11 protein-coding genes are annotated in these 13,815 nt (G+C 73.9%); 5 read left to right on the plus strand and 6 right to left on the minus strand.

What is annotated here, in order from left to right; translation table 11 throughout:
* Positions 1 to 237: 237 nt before the first annotated feature.
* Positions 238 to 1,806 carry a PucR family transcriptional regulator gene (locus tag FKN01_RS31455; RefSeq protein WP_143626062.1) on the minus strand — a complete coding sequence of 523 codons (1,569 nt, stop codon included), beginning with the start codon at positions 1,804 to 1,806 and terminating at the stop codon, positions 238 to 240.
* Positions 1,807 to 1,941: 135 nt separating this feature from the next.
* Positions 1,942 to 4,371, minus strand: coding sequence for an ATP/GTP-binding protein (locus FKN01_RS31460; protein ID WP_143626063.1), 2,430 nt, complete (start codon positions 4,369 to 4,371; stop codon positions 1,942 to 1,944).
* Positions 4,372 to 4,620: 249 nt separating this feature from the next.
* On the opposite strand from FKN01_RS31460, the gene gabT reads away from it, so the two are divergent.
* On the plus strand, positions 4,621 to 5,961 hold the full coding sequence (gene gabT, locus FKN01_RS31465; RefSeq protein ID WP_143626064.1) for a 4-aminobutyrate--2-oxoglutarate transaminase: 1,341 nt from the start codon (positions 4,621 to 4,623) through the stop codon (positions 5,959 to 5,961).
* A gap of 336 nt (positions 5,962 to 6,297) precedes the next feature.
* Positions 6,298 to 6,882, plus strand: a complete 585-nt coding sequence (locus FKN01_RS31470; protein WP_143626065.1) for a phosphatase PAP2 family protein — start codon at positions 6,298 to 6,300, stop codon at positions 6,880 to 6,882.
* On the opposite strand, the gene FKN01_RS31475 is transcribed toward FKN01_RS31470, so the two are convergent.
* Both FKN01_RS31475 and FKN01_RS31480 read right to left on the minus strand, forming a co-directional pair.
* Positions 6,836 to 8,659 (minus strand): chitinase, encoded by a 1,824-nt coding sequence (locus FKN01_RS31475; RefSeq protein WP_143626066.1) that lies wholly within the window; start codon positions 8,657 to 8,659, stop codon positions 6,836 to 6,838. The two genes, FKN01_RS31470 and FKN01_RS31475, sit on opposite strands and share 47 nt — an antisense overlap.
* Before the next feature lie 100 nt (positions 8,660 to 8,759).
* Positions 8,760 to 9,218, minus strand: a complete 459-nt coding sequence (locus tag FKN01_RS31480) for a hypothetical protein (protein WP_143626067.1) — start codon at positions 9,216 to 9,218, stop codon at positions 8,760 to 8,762.
* Positions 9,219 to 9,383: 165 nt separating this feature from the next.
* Between FKN01_RS31480 and FKN01_RS31485 the strand changes: the two genes are divergently transcribed.
* On the plus strand, positions 9,384 to 9,944 hold the full coding sequence (locus FKN01_RS31485; protein ID WP_143626070.1) for an NADAR family protein: 561 nt from the start codon (positions 9,384 to 9,386) through the stop codon (positions 9,942 to 9,944).
* Between the two features lie 77 nt (positions 9,945 to 10,021).
* Here FKN01_RS31485 and FKN01_RS31490 read toward each other — a convergent pair whose 3' ends face one another.
* Positions 10,022 to 11,050 (minus strand): DUF4190 domain-containing protein, encoded by a 1,029-nt coding sequence (locus FKN01_RS31490; RefSeq protein ID WP_185993070.1) that lies wholly within the window; start codon positions 11,048 to 11,050, stop codon positions 10,022 to 10,024.
* Positions 11,051 to 11,165: 115 nt separating this feature from the next.
* Here FKN01_RS31490 and FKN01_RS31495 point away from each other — a divergent pair, with 115 nt between their 5' ends.
* Entirely contained in the window at positions 11,166 to 12,200 is a 1,035-nt protein-coding gene (locus FKN01_RS31495; RefSeq protein WP_143626068.1) for an adenosine deaminase, read from the plus strand.
* Between the two features lie 24 nt (positions 12,201 to 12,224).
* Complete coding sequence (locus FKN01_RS31500) at positions 12,225 to 12,929, plus strand: glycerophosphodiester phosphodiesterase (RefSeq protein WP_143626069.1); 705 nt, start codon at positions 12,225 to 12,227, stop codon at positions 12,927 to 12,929.
* Between the two features lie 230 nt (positions 12,930 to 13,159).
* Here FKN01_RS31500 and FKN01_RS31505 read toward each other — a convergent pair whose 3' ends face one another.
* Complete coding sequence (locus tag FKN01_RS31505) at positions 13,160 to 13,690, minus strand: hypothetical protein (protein ID WP_185993071.1); 531 nt, start codon at positions 13,688 to 13,690, stop codon at positions 13,160 to 13,162.
* Positions 13,691 to 13,815: the final 125 nt, after the last annotated feature.

The raw sequence follows: 13,815 nt of genomic DNA on the forward strand, positions 1-13,815 counted from the left end.
GGCGCGCGGGCGAATGGACAGACGGCGAGCGGGCGGCGCGCGGGCGAATGGACAGACGGCGAGCGGGCGGCGCGCGGGCGAATGGACAGACGGCGAGCGGGCGGCGCGCGGCAAGCGGACGCGCGAGCGAGCGGCACGCGGGCGGCGGACGAGCAGCGCGCGGGGAAGCAGCGCGCGGGGAAGCAGCGCGCGGCGCGCGGGTGCGCCTGGCGTTGCGGAGCCGCGGGGAGCCGTTGGTCAGGTTCCGGGGGGTGTGGTGACCTTCAGGGCGAGCCAGAGTTCCATCCGGACGTCCGGGTCGTCCAGCGAGCGCCCGAGGATCTCCTCCACCCGCCGCATCCGGTACCGCAGGGTGTGCCGGTGGACTCCCAGGTCGGCGGCGGCCGCGTCCCACTGGCCGTGGTGCGAGAGCCAGGCGCGCACCGAGGCCACCAGGTCGCCCCGGCCCTTCGCGTCGTGCTCGTACAGGGCGCGCAGCATGCCGTCCGCGAAGGCCCGCACCGCGTCGTCGGCGAGCAGCGGCAGCACGGACCCGGTGGCCAGCTCCGCGTGCTCGACCAGGGCACGGCCCCGGCGGCGGGCCACCGAGAGGGCCTGCTCGGCCTGCTTGTAGGCGGCGGAGACGGCGACCGGGCCGGCCGGCGCGGACATGCCCACCACGATGGCGGTCTCCTGGGCGGTGGCCGGTTCGCGCGGGGCCGGCGCGTCCTGCGCCTCGGTGTACGCCTGGCAGGCGGCCACCGCCGCGCCGCCGTCGGCGGCCAGCACGAGGAGGCGTTCGCCCTCGGGCACCATCAGCAGGGTCTCGCCGGACCGGTCGGCGGCGGTGTCGAGCACGTCGGCCAGGAGCGCCGTGGCCGAAGGGTCGTGGCCCTCGGCGATGAGCAGCCGGAAGGGCGCGTCGAGCAGCCCGCCGTAGAGGTCCCCGGCGACCGCGCGGGCATGGTCGGGCTGGCCGGCGAGCAGCATCCGCAGCACCGCCGCGCCGAGTCGCTGCTCGGCGCCCTGGAGTGCGCGGGAGCGGGCGGTGGTGAGGGTGAGCAGGGCGACCGCCGAGTGCACGGCGTACCGCTCGGCGGTGCCGAGGGCCGCGCCGGTGCCGACGGCGAGGGCGCCGCGGACCCGGCGGCCGGTGCCCAGGGACTGGAGCTCGACGCGGTCGTCGGTGTCGCCGACGACCATGCTGGCCGGGGCGGGCCGGGTGCGCAGCCGCTCCACCTCGGGGGTGAGCCGGGCGGCGCGGCGGGCCGCCCAGTCGGGGGCGGCGGCCACGACGGCGCCGGCGGTGTCGTAGAGGGCGGCCCAGCCGTTGACGTGGGCGGCGAGGCGGGTGAGGAGGGCGGCGGGGCCGTCCCCGGTGAGCGCCGCGTTCGTCAGCTCCCGCTGCGCCTCGAAGCCGGCGGTGACCGCGCGGTACTGGTCGGCCGCGATGTGCGAGGAGACGGCCTTGGCGATGGCGATGAACGGGGTGCGGCGGGGGACTTCGAGGAGGGGCAGCCCGGCTTCCTCGGCGGCGCCGATCAGGGGCCGGGGCACCTCGTCGTAGTTGACGCCTACGGCGAAGCCGAGCCCGGCGACCCCGGCGGCGGCGAGCCGGCGCACGTACCGCCCCATCGCCTCGGGGTTCTCCGCGTCCAGGTTGGTCGCGGTGACCAGCAGGAGTTCGCCGCCCTCCATGTAGGGGACGGGGTCGGTCAGCTCGCTGGCGTGCGCCCAGCGCACCGGGGTGTCGAGGCGGTCCGCCCCCGCGCGCACCGTGAGTTTGAGCGCCGAGTGCTGGACGAGCGAGGCGAGCGTGGGCGGCATGGGGGTGAGGGCCTTCGGCAGGGGGCGATTTCGCCGTCTCGTATGAACGGCTCACTTCGATTCTGCCAGGGTGGCAGAGTCCCTGTCACCGCTGCCACTCGTGCCTCTCGCGCCCCTGCCGCCCCTCCCCTGCCGTCAGCCGGCCAGCCGCACGAGAAGCGGGGGCATGTGGTCGCCGTCCACCGTGGTCAGGGAGAGCACCGCGTGGCCGTGCGGCAGCTCGTAGGCGAGCGCGGAGGCGGACCACCGTTCGCGCTCGACCCGGCGCACGGTCACCGCGTCCGTGGTCACGGCCTTGCCGGTGGCCATCTTGCGCAGGGAGTGCAGGGCGCGGGTGAGCGGCTGGTCGGCGAAGACCCCGTGCTGGGCGACCTCGCGGACCTCCACCCATTCCTTCCCCCACGCCTCCGCGAAGCGCTTGCCGTCCCAGGTGGTGAGGCCGGGGAAGACCATGGCGCAGCCGAACGCCCCGAGCAGCGCCGTGTGCAGCCCTTCCGGCACGTCGTCCAGGGTGCGCAGGGCGAGGACCGCTCCGGCGTTGAGGGAGCGGAGGCGGCGGATGCCCCGGACGGTGTCGGGGGTGACGGTGTGGGTGGCGTCGTCCAGGACGAGGCAGACGAACAGCGAGCGGTCGGTGCGTGCGGCGGTGACGGCGTTGAACTGGGCGAGCAGCAGGCGGGCCAGGATGCGGGACGCCTCGGCGTGGACCCGCTCCGGCAGGTCGACGCGGACCCGCAGCGGGTGCCGGCCCAGGGAGCGCAGCGAGAACGGCCGGGCGTCCTCGCCGGTGGCGAAGAACCCCGCGAAGGCCGGCCGGTCGAGCGCGGCGACCCGGTCGGCCAGGGCGGCGGCCGGGTCGCCGCCGCCGCCCGCCTGGCGGGCCCTGGCCTCCAGCTCGCGCAGCATCGCCTGGTGTCCTCCGGCCTCCAGGGCCTCGCGCAGGGCGCCGAGCGCGGCGGCGGAGCCGTCGAGGAGTTCGCGGAGTTCGGGTACGGAGGGGAAGCGGCCGTGGACCGTGCGGAACGGGCCGAGCAGCTGCCCGAGGGCGGTCGCGGCGCGCCGGGTCTCCAGGGTGGGGATGTCCCCGGCCAGCCCCTCGGCGAGGACCGCGGCGGCCTCGTCCGGGTCGGTGGTGCCGCCGTAGAGGTCGAAGTCGTGGAGGGAAGCGGGGTCGCCGATGCGGATGACGACGTCGTAGGCGTCGTCCGGGCCGAGCCCGCCGCCCGCGCCGCCGACGGCGAGCACCGCCGCCTGGCCGGTGAGCGCCCGCAGGGCGAGGGCTTCCACGACGGGCCGGACGACCCGCTCGGTCTTGCCGGAGCCCGGCGGGCCGACGGCCAGCAGCGAGGTGCCGAGCGACGCGGGTTCCAGCGCCATGCCGGAGCCCCGGCGGGGGTAGGGGTTGCGCGGGTCGTCGGCGCACTCCCCGATGCGGACCTGGCCGGTGAGCGGGTCGTGGGTGGCGGTGCGCCGGGGCACGTCCCGGCGGCCGGAGGGGTGCAGGAAGGCGTCGGCGCCCTTGCGCAGCACGGTCTCGGTGAAGGAGGCCAGCCGGTCGGGGCGGCCGCGCGCCCCGGTCCAGGCGTGGCGCACCCGTACGCAGTCCACGTCGTTCATCCGGCCCGCGTGGACGGCGGCGGTCAGCGCCTCGGCGGCGTCGACGGAGCCGGCGGCCCGCAGGCCGGGCCAGTGGGCGCGCGGGGGGCCGTCCGCCGGAAGGGGGGCGGTGCCGTTCGCGCCCCGGGGACTGCCGGGCGCGCGTCCGGCCCGCAGCTCGCGGAGGGCGTCCCCCCAGTGCGCGGCCCGGGCGATGGGCCACACGACGATGGCGGTGGTCAGCGCGTAGCAGGTGTAGGCGGCCACGGTGGCCTTGAACTGGTCGCCGCTGAGCAGCCACCCCTGCGCCGAGCCCATGAGCACGAGCAGCAGCGGCACCTTCGGGGTCCAGGCCAGCCACAGCAGCACCGCCGCGGCGGCCAGCGACAGGGTCAGCCGGACGCGTTCGAACCGCTCGCCGGCGAAGTACCGCAGGACGTCGGCCCAGCCGCCGACCCGGGCGGCGTAGAAGCCCAGGATGAGCACCAGGATCTCGTAGTACAGGGTGGTCGAGTCGACCACCAGCCCGGGCGCGTCCTCCCGCAGACGGCCCAGGGTCCACCACTCGGGCCCGGTGATGATCTCGATCGGCTTGAACACGTAGGGCACGGCGCGCGCGGAGAGCAGCAGCCACAGCAGCAGCCAGATGATCAGCGTCGCGGCCGGGCCCACCAGTGAGGGGCGCGGCGGGCGCTCGTCGGGCCGGGGGACGAATCCGTACCGCCAGACGCCGGGTCCGGCCTCGGGGCGCGGCGCGTTGAACCAGTCGGCGGTGGGCGAGGCGCTGCCCGGGCCGGGGGTGTGCGCCGGCCCGGCGGGAGGCCGGGCGGGCGGCGGGACCGTGGGCGGGTAGGCGGGCGGGGCGGCGGGGGGCGGGCCCGCCGGGCGCGGTACGGAGCCTCCGGGGCGCGCCTCGGGCGGCTGCGCACCCCGCGTGTCCCACGCGCCGTGCGTACCGTCGTTGTCCATGAACCGTTGCCCCCTCGACCAGCCAGGTCCGTCGCTGCACCGGCCAATCTAGTGCGCGCACACGGTGAGTTCAGCAACGCGCCCGGATGGTGACGGCCGGGACGGGGGCCCCGCACCCGGTCGCCGCCTTCTGTCCTTCGCGGACAACGACACGTGCCCGACCACTACCGATCGGAGCATGCCCGTCCCCGGGTCACGCGCCTAGCCTGCACAACGAAGAAGCGTCCGAAACACCCCCAGGAGCCCCGCATGACCGAAATCCCGCAGGAGCGCCGACTCGTCACCGCCATCCCCGGTCCGAAGTCGGTCGAGCTGCAAGACCGCCGGCTCGCGGCGGTCGCCGCGGGCGTCGGCTCCACCCTGCCGGTGTTCACCGCGCGGGCGGGCGGCGGGATCATCGAGGACGTGGACGGCAACCGTCTGATCGACTTCGGTTCCGGCATCGCCGTGACCTCGGTCGGCGCCTCCGCCGAGGCGGTCGTGCGCCGGGCGTCCGCACAGCTCGCGGACTTCACCCACACCTGTTTCATGGTCACGCCGTACGAGGGCTACGTGGAGGTGTGCGAGCGGCTCGCGGAGCTGACCCCGGGCGACCACGCGAAGAAGTCCGCGCTGTTCAACTCGGGCGCCGAGGCCGTCGAGAACGCGGTGAAGATCGCCCGTGCGTACACGAAGCGCACCGCGGTCGTCGTGTTCGACCACGGCTACCACGGCCGGACGAACCTCACGATGGCGCTGACCGCCAAGAACATGCCGTACAAGCACGGCTTCGGCCCGTTCGCGCCCGAGGTGTACCGGGTGCCGGTGGCGTACGGCTACCGCTGGCCGACCGGTGCCGAGAACGCCGGCGCGGAGGCGTCCGCCCAGGCCATCGACCAGATCACCAAGCAGATCGGCGCGGAGAACGTCGCCGCGATCATCATCGAGCCGGTGCTCGGCGAGGGCGGCTTCATCGAGCCGGCCAAGGGCTTCCTGCCGGCGATCGCCCGCTTCGCGAAGGACAACGGCATCGTCTTCGTGGCCGACGAGATCCAGTCGGGCTTCTGCCGGACCGGCCAGTGGTTCGCCTGTGAGGACGAGGGCATCGTCCCGGACCTGATCACCACGGCCAAGGGCATCGCGGGCGGCCTTCCGCTGTCGGCCGTGACCGGCCGCGCCGAGATCATGGACGCGGCGCACGCGGGCGGCCTCGGTGGTACGTACGGCGGCAACCCGGTGGCGTGCGCGGGTGCCCTCGGGGCGATCGAGACGATGCGCGAGCTGGACCTGAACAAGAAGGCGAAGCGCATCGAGGAGGTCATGAAGGGCCGCCTCGAAGCGATGCGCGCGAAGCTGCCGAACGGCGGGCTGATCGGTGACATCCGGGGCCGCGGCGCGATGATCGCGATCGAGCTGGTGCAGCCGGGCACGAAGGACCCGGCCCCGGAGGCGGCCACCCGGCTCGCGAAGGCCTGCCACGCCGAGGGCGTCCTCGTGCTGACCTGCGGCACGTACGGCAACGTCCTGCGCTTCCTGCCGCCGCTGGTGATCGGCGAGGACCTGCTGAACGAGGGCCTGGACGTCCTGGAAGGCGCCTTCGCCGGGATCTGACCTTGGGGTTCCGTGTGCGCCTGTGAAGAAAAGGTGGGGGGCCGATGGCGGGATACCGTACCCGCTATCGGTCCCCCTTCGCCTGACGTACGGTTTCCGCAGATGAGAGAAACACCCCGCCCGCAGGGGACTGCGGGTGAATCCGGGTCGGAGCTTTCCCAGCGCCGTTCCGGGCGTGCCTTCGCGCACACCACTGGGGCATCACGCTCCAAAACTCCTCACCGATCGGATGGCCGCCCGCCCCACACCCCCCGGGGCGCGCGGCGAACCGGTCCACTCGTCCGCTCCGGAACAACCCCCCCAGTTCCGGGGCGGACGGCTTTCTTCTTCTCCCTGGTGTCGGGCCTGTCGGCCCTCTTCGCGCTGACCACCTGGCAGATCGCCGCCGACGGCCCGCTGCGCGGCCTCGACGAGCGCGCCGGGCGGGCCCTCGTCGGCCACGGTCCCCGATGGCTCACCGAATTCCTCGCCGATCTCGGCAATATGCAGGTCGCCCTCCCGGTGCTGGCCTGCGCGATCGGCTGGTCCGTACGGCGCGGACGGCGGTGGGCGGCGCTGGGCGCGGCCCTCGCGATGGCGGCGGTGCCCCTGCTGGTCGTACCGCTGAAGGACTGGATCGCCCGGCCCGGGCCGCTGACGGAGGCGACCGGCTATTACCCGTCCGGTCACGCGGCGACGGCGGCGGTGGCGTACGGGGCCTCGGCTCTGCTGCTGTCCGGGCGCGGGCGGCACCCGTGGATGATGCCCGTCACCGCCGTCCTGCTGACGGCGATGACGGGCATCGGTCTGGTGCTCCGCGGCTATCACTGGCCGCTGGACGTGCTGGGCAGCTGGTTCCTGTGCGGGCTGCCGCTCCTGCTGTTGTACGGGGTGGTCAGCCGAAGTAGGCGTCGAAGTTCTTCGAGAACTCCCAGTTGTTGAAGCGGTCCCAGTTGACGGACCAGGTCATCAGGCCGCGCAGCCCCGACCAGGTGCCGTGGGTGGCGTAGGAGCCGCAGTCGGTCTTCTTGGTCAGGCAGTTCAGCGCCTTGGTGACCTCGGCGGGCGAGGTGTGTCCGTTGCCCGCCTGGGTGGAGGCCGGCAGACCGATCGCGACCTGGTCGGGCCGCAGCCCGGGGAAGACCTTCGTCTGGTCACCGGCGACGGGGAAGCCGGCCATCAGCATGTCGGTCATCGCGATGTGGAAGTCGGCGCCGCCCATGGAGTGGTACTGGTTGTCCAGACCCATGATGGAGCCCGAGTTGTAGTCCTGGACGTGCAGCAGGGTGAGGTCGTCGCGCAGCGCGTGGATCACCGGCAGGTAGGCACCGGCACGCGGGTCCTGGCCGCCCCAGGGGCCGGAGCCGTAGTACTGGTACCCGAGCTGCACGAAGAAGGTCTCGGGGGCCATGGTGAGGACGAACTTCTCGCCGTACTTGGCCTTGAGGGTCTTGACCGCCGAGATCAGGTTGACGATCACCGGAGTGGTCGGGTTCCGGAAGTCGGTGTCACCGGTGTTCAGCGAGAGCGAGTGGCCCTCGAAGTCGATGTCCAGGCCGTCGAGGCCGTACTCGTCGATGATCTTGCTCACCGAGGAGACGAACATGTCCCGGGCGGCGGTGGTGGCGAGCTGCACCTGGCCGTTCTGGCCGCCGATGGAGATCAGCACCTTCTTGCCGGCGGCCTGCTTGGCCTTGATGGCCGCCTTGAACTCGGCCTCCGACTCGACGTTCGGGCACTCGGTGACCGGGCAGAGCTTGAAGCGGATGTCGCCCGAGGTGACGGAGGTCGGCTCGCCGAAGGCCAGGTCGATGACGTCCCAGGAGTCGGGCACGTCCGCCATGCGCGTGTAGCCGGAGCCGTTGGCGAAGCTGGCGTGCAGATAGCCGACGAGCGCGTGGGCCGGCAGCTGGGTACCGGTACCGCCGTCGCCGCCCTTGCCGGTGGTCACCGAGACCGCGGCCGACTTGGCGGACTCGCCCGCCTCGTTGACCGCGCTGACCTGGAAGCTGTAGGCGGTGGAGGCGCTGAGTCCGGTCACGGTGGCCGAGGTCCCGGTGACGCTCTGGACCTTGGTGCCGCCCTGGTAGACGTTGTAGCCGGTGGCCCCGGAGGAGCCCGTCCAGGACAGGGCGACCGAGGAGGAGGTGACCGAACCGGTCTTCAGGCCCGTGGGGGCGGCGGGGAGCACGACCGGGTCGCCGCCGGGGCCGAGCAGGCTGACGTCGTCGGCGTAGTAGGCCGGGGTGCCGTACCAGCCGTGCGTGTAGATGCTGACGGAGGTGGTGGACGGCCCGGTCGTGAAGGTGGTCGTCAGCTTCTGCCAGCCGGGGGCGGACTGCGTCCAGGTGGAGACGTCCGTCGTACCGGTGCCCGAGGCGCCGAGGTAGACGTAACTGCCCTGCACCCAGGCGCTCAGCGTGTACGTGGAGCCGGGCTTGACCTTCACGGACTGGGCGCACTTGGCGTTGTCGCTGCCGGCCGGGGTGGCCTTCAGCGCCGAAGTCCCGCCGTGTACGGGGGTGCTGACGGCCACCCCGCTTCCGCCGGAGCAGGTCCAGCCGGACAGCCCGGCCTCGAAGGTGCCGTTGCTCGCCAACTCGGCGTCGGCCGCGGCGGCGGTGGGCGCCGAGGCGGCGAGGCCACCGGCGGCGAGCAGGGCCGCCGAGAGGGCGGCCACCAGGCTGGTCATGCGGGCGGGGGGTCCCGTGCGTTCCACAACGGCCTCCGTACAGGGGGGAATTGATGCGGCGAAGGGAATTGATGCGGCGCGCACAACATGGTCCAGACCAATCCGGTTGTCAAGACCTCTGGCAGTGTCAGCCCTCCCCGTCGCCCGCCGGGCGCGCCGCCGCCTCGTGCATCGCGAGTTCCAGGAGCGCGGCGTCGGTGAGGGTGCCCGAGCCGTCGGGCGGGACGAGCCAGCGCGCCTTCCCGGCCGGGCGGCCCGGGTGCGGGACGACGATCCAGGTGCCGCTCCCGGCCCCCCGGACGCCGGTGCCGGCCCAGCGGGCGACGGTGCCCGGCGGCACGAAGAAGCCCGTGCGGGACTCGCCGAAGTCCGCGAGGACCGGCCCCGGCCGGTCGATGAGCCGGGTGAGCACGTCGAGCGTCGGGCAGCCCAGCTCCCCCGGCAGGATCAGCACGTCCCAGCGCCGGCCGGCGGGCAGGAGCGCGATCCCCCGCGGATCGCGCTCCCAGTCCCGCCGGCAGGCGACCGGGTCGGGCGCCGCCGATGCCAGCCACTCGACCGCCGCCCCGAACTCCGAGCCCCGCATGACCCGCCTCCCTCTCCGAGTCGCGCCGGCCGGGCGGCCGGCGCGTTCACGGAAGAGAGCTCACCCGGGCCGGTTCATGACGCGGGATCGGCTGCTCATCGGTGGTGATCTGGATCACCCGGGCCGGTTGTCAGTGGCGGGTAGCAGACTCGGGGCATGGAACGCATGGGGGACGTCCGCGGTGTCGAAGACCTCGTCGAGCTGGCCGGCCGCGGCGAGAAGGTGAAATACCTGCACTTCTGGGGCCACCGGCCGCGCCCGGACGGCAGCATCGGCGCGAGCTGCCTCAGTCAGTGGTGGCCCTCGCCGTTCACGGTCGACGGCGTGACGTACGCGTCGGCGGAGCACTGGATGATGGCCGAAAAGGCCCGGCTCTTCGGCGACGCGGAGGCGGCGGAGCGGGCGGTGGCGGCGAAGAGCCCGGCCGAGGCGAAGAAGATCGGCCGGCTGGTCCGGGGCTTCGACGACACCGTCTGGGAGCGTGAGCGGTACGGGCTGGTGGTGGCGGGCAGCACGCACAAGTTCGGCCAGGATCCGGAGCTGGGCGCGTTCCTGCTCCGCACCGGTGACCGGGTGCTGGTGGAGGCGAGTCCCCTGGACCGGATCTGGGGCATAGGGCTCGCGGCGGACGACCCGCGCGCCCAGGACCCGGCGCAGTGGCGCGGCCTCAATCTGCTGGGGTTCGCGCTGATGGCGGCCCGGGAGGAGCTGCGGCGCGCGGCGTAGGTGCATCGCCCCATGAGACGGCTCGCGGGGCGGCGGAGGTGTCCCCCGTCGGCCCGCGAGCCGCGGTCCCGGTCCGCTCAGCCGCGGACGGAGAAGTGGCCCAGCGGCGGATGCTCGCGCGCCTCCGCGACGAGGGAGACGGGCGCGGTGTCGTAGTCGGACCCGCTGTCGTCGTCATCGAAGTCGTCGTTGGTGACGGCCCAGATGAAGAAGCCGAGGAACGCCGCGCTGACGACGATCCCGACGGAGCCGAGGATGATTCCGGCCAGCGCCACGCCCCCGTTGTCGGCCTCGCCCCGCTGGGCCCGGCCGCGGCCGATGATGCCGAAGATCAGCGCGAGGACGCCGAGGATGATGCCCAGGCCGTACATGCAGAAGCCGGCCGTCGCGATGATGCCGAGCACCAGGGCGGCGATGCCCAGCCCGTTGGCGGGCGCCGGGCCTCCCCACGGGTTCCCGTAACCGGGGTAGCCCGGGTAGCCGTACTGCGGCGCCTGCCCGGCCGGGTAGCCGAACTGCGGGGGCTGGGCGCCCGGGTAGCCGTACCCAGGGGCCTGCGGGCCGGGGTAGCCGTACGGCGGCTGGGTGCCGGGGTGGCCGTCATGGGGCGGCGGTCCGGCGTGACCCGGGCCGTTCGGCCCGACCGGCGGCGGGGGGACGGAGCCGGGCGCTCCGGGCGCGGCCCATCCGGCGGGCCCGGTCTGCGGTACGCCGTATGCGGTGTGCGGTGCCGGTCCGGGTCCGGGGCCCGTTCCGGTGCCCGGCATGGAGGTGACCGTCTGCTGGTCGTGGACGGCGGGCGGGCGCGGGCCGCCGGATATGCCGTCGGCGGGTATGCCGTGGGCCGGGGCTCCGGCGCCGGGGCTCCCGTTGCCGGGGTTGCCCCCGTTGCCGGGGTTGCCGGTGCCCGGGTGCTCCGTACCGGGCTTCTTGTCCAGGGGCACGCGGCTGGCCGGCGGCACCGGGCTGTCCGAGGGCGCGCCGCTGCCCTGGGGCGCCGGGTTCTCGCGGGGCGCCTGGTTCTCGCGGGGCGTGCGCCGCTCCGGCGGTGCCCAGGGGTCGATCGGCGCGGCCCCGTCCGCAGGCTGATCCGTGTTGTCTGACATGGGCCTCCCCCATCGTGATGCGGTCATGCTACGGGCCCGTCCTACGATGACTCCCGTCCCCGCCCCGGCCGCCCCAGGACCGGGGCCCGTCACACTCCAGCCCACGGAGGCCCCGATGACCGACCTGCACCCCTTCATCGCGGGGCTGCCCAAGGCCGAGCTCCATGTCCACCACGTCGGTTCGGCCTCCCCCCGCATCGTCGCGGAGCTGGCCGCGCACCACCCCGACTCCAAGGTCCCCACCGCCCCCGAGGCGCTGGCCGACTACTTCACCTTCACGGACTTCGCCCACTTCATCGAGGTCTACCTCTCGGTCGTGGACCTGATCCGCACCCCGGAGGACGTCCGGCTGCTGACGTACGAGGTCGCCCGTGACATGGCCCGGCAGAACATCCGGTACGCGGAGCTGACCGTCACCCCGTTCTCCTCGACCCGGCGCGGCATTCCCGAGCAGGGCTTCATGGAGGCGATCGAGGACGCCCGCAAGGCGGCCGAGCGGGAGCTCGGCGTCGTACTGCGCTGGTGCTTCGACATCCCCGGCGAGGCCGGTCTGGAGGCCGCCGAGGAGACCACCCGGCTCGCGGTGGACCTGCGGCCCGAGGGGCTGGTCTCGTTCGGCCTCGGCGGCCCGGAGATCGGGGTGGACCGCCCGCAGTTCAAGCCCTACTTCGACCGCGCGATCGCCGAGGGCCTGCACTCCGTGCCGCACGCCGGCGAGACCACGGGCCCGCAGACCGTCTGGGACGCGCTGACCGAGCTGCGCGCCGAGCGCATCGGCCACGGCACCAGCTCGGTCGCCGACCCGAAGCTGCTCGACCACCTCGCCGAGCGGCGCATCGCGCTGGAGGTCTGCCCCACGTCCAACATCGCGACCCGGGCGGTGAAGGACATCGAGCAGCACCCGGTCCGCGAGATGGTCCGGGCCGGGGTGCTGGTCACGATCAACAGCGACGACCCGCCCATGTTCGGCACCGACCTCAACAACGAGTACGCGGTGGCCGCCCGCATCCTCGGCCTGGACGAACACGGCGTGGCCGCGCTCGCGAAGAACGCCGTGGGCGCGTCCTTCCTGGACCCGGCCGGCAAGCGCGCGCTGACCGACGAGATCGACACGTACACCGCCAACTGGCTGGCCCGCGCCGGACGCTGACGCAACGGCGGCGACAATGGCCCCATGCCCGCACCTGTCACCGCCGTCGCCCATCGCGGCGATCCGTACCGCGCCCGCGAGAACACCCTGCCCTCGATCCGCTCGGCGCTCGAACGCGGGGCGGACGCGGTGGAGATCGACGTCCGGGTCACCCGGGACGGGGTGCCGGTCCTGCTGCACGACGCCACGCTGGACCGGCTGTGGGGCCATGACCTGCGGCTGGACCGGCTCAGCCACCAGGAGCTGACCGAGCTGACGGCGGGCGGAGTCCCGACGCTGCGCGAGGCGCTGCTCGCCGTCGGCACGCACCGCCTCATGATCGATCTGCCGGGCTCCACCCCGGAGTCCGTGAAGCGCGCGGTGGGCGTGGTGCGGGAGTGCGGCGCCGGGGAGCGGGTCTACTACTGCGCGGGGCCCGAGGCGATGCTGCGGGTGCGGGCGGCCGATCCGTCGGCCGAGATCGCGATGACCTGGACGACGCTCGCTCCCCCGCGTCCGGCGCTGCTCGACGCGGTCCGGCCGCGCTGGCTGAACTACCGGTTCGGGCTGGTCAGCAGGGAGCTGGCGGAACGCAATCACCGCGACGGGCTGCTGGTGTCGGCCTGGACCGCCGACACCGGCCGGACGATGCGCCGGCTGATCGGCCACGGCGTGGACTCCGTCACCACCAACCGGATCGACGTGCTCCGCAGGCTGATCGACCGGCACGCCGGCGGGCAAAGACCATGAACGGCCCCACACCGCCACCGCGCCGGCCACGGACGCCGGGGTGCCGAGCGGCCTCGTGGCCGGGGCCCACGACCTGCTGACGCGGCGCACGCGGACCCCGCCGCGTACGGGGCGTAGGTGCCCCGGCGCATCCCGGCGCGGCAGGCCCGTTCCCCGGTTCCGGGCCCCTTGTCCACGACCCGCGCGATCACGGGCCCCGCGCGTGAGGCCGGAGGACGGCACCACCGGTCTCAGACGGCCACCGGCTCCGGCTCCGGTGTCCGCTCCAGGGCCTCCAGGCGCTTGATCTCGCGGCGCACGATCAGCAGCGGGATCACCCCGAAGACGCCGAACGACATGTCGATGACGGACCACCAGAACGGGATGTCGCGGATCGGGCCGCAGATCAGCGCGAGCGGGATGATCCCGGCGCAGCCGATCATGCCGAACTCGATCACCCAGATGTTGCGGACCGGGTCGCGGAAGGGCCCGTAGAAGGCGACCGCGATGACCAGGTGGGCGAAGGCCAGCCAGTCGGTGCCGTACAGCACGAAGGGATACCGGGCGTCGGCCTCGTCGAGACCGGTGCGGACGCGGGTGATCCACTCCAGCAGACCCGGGAAGTGTTCGGGGACGGGAGAGGCCGAGGACTTCAGCAGATCCTCGGCCCACCGCAGTTCGTGGACGAGCGGGAAGGCGGTCAGCCCGCTCAGGACCAGACAGACGATGAAGACGGCCAGCCACACGCGTATACGCCTCCGCAAGGCGTCTCGCTCGCTCATGTCCGCAGCGTACGCCCGCGTTTACCGGCTCTTTACGCCGCCCCCGGTACAGGGCGGAAAGGCCCGAGGCCCCGTGCGAACCGGCCGGGTCGCACGGGGCCGCGGGGGGGCGCGCAGCCCGCGAT

It is taken from the genome of Streptomyces sp. 130 (assembly GCF_007096885.1).
GTDB lineage: Bacteria > Actinomycetota > Actinomycetes > Streptomycetales > Streptomycetaceae > Streptomyces.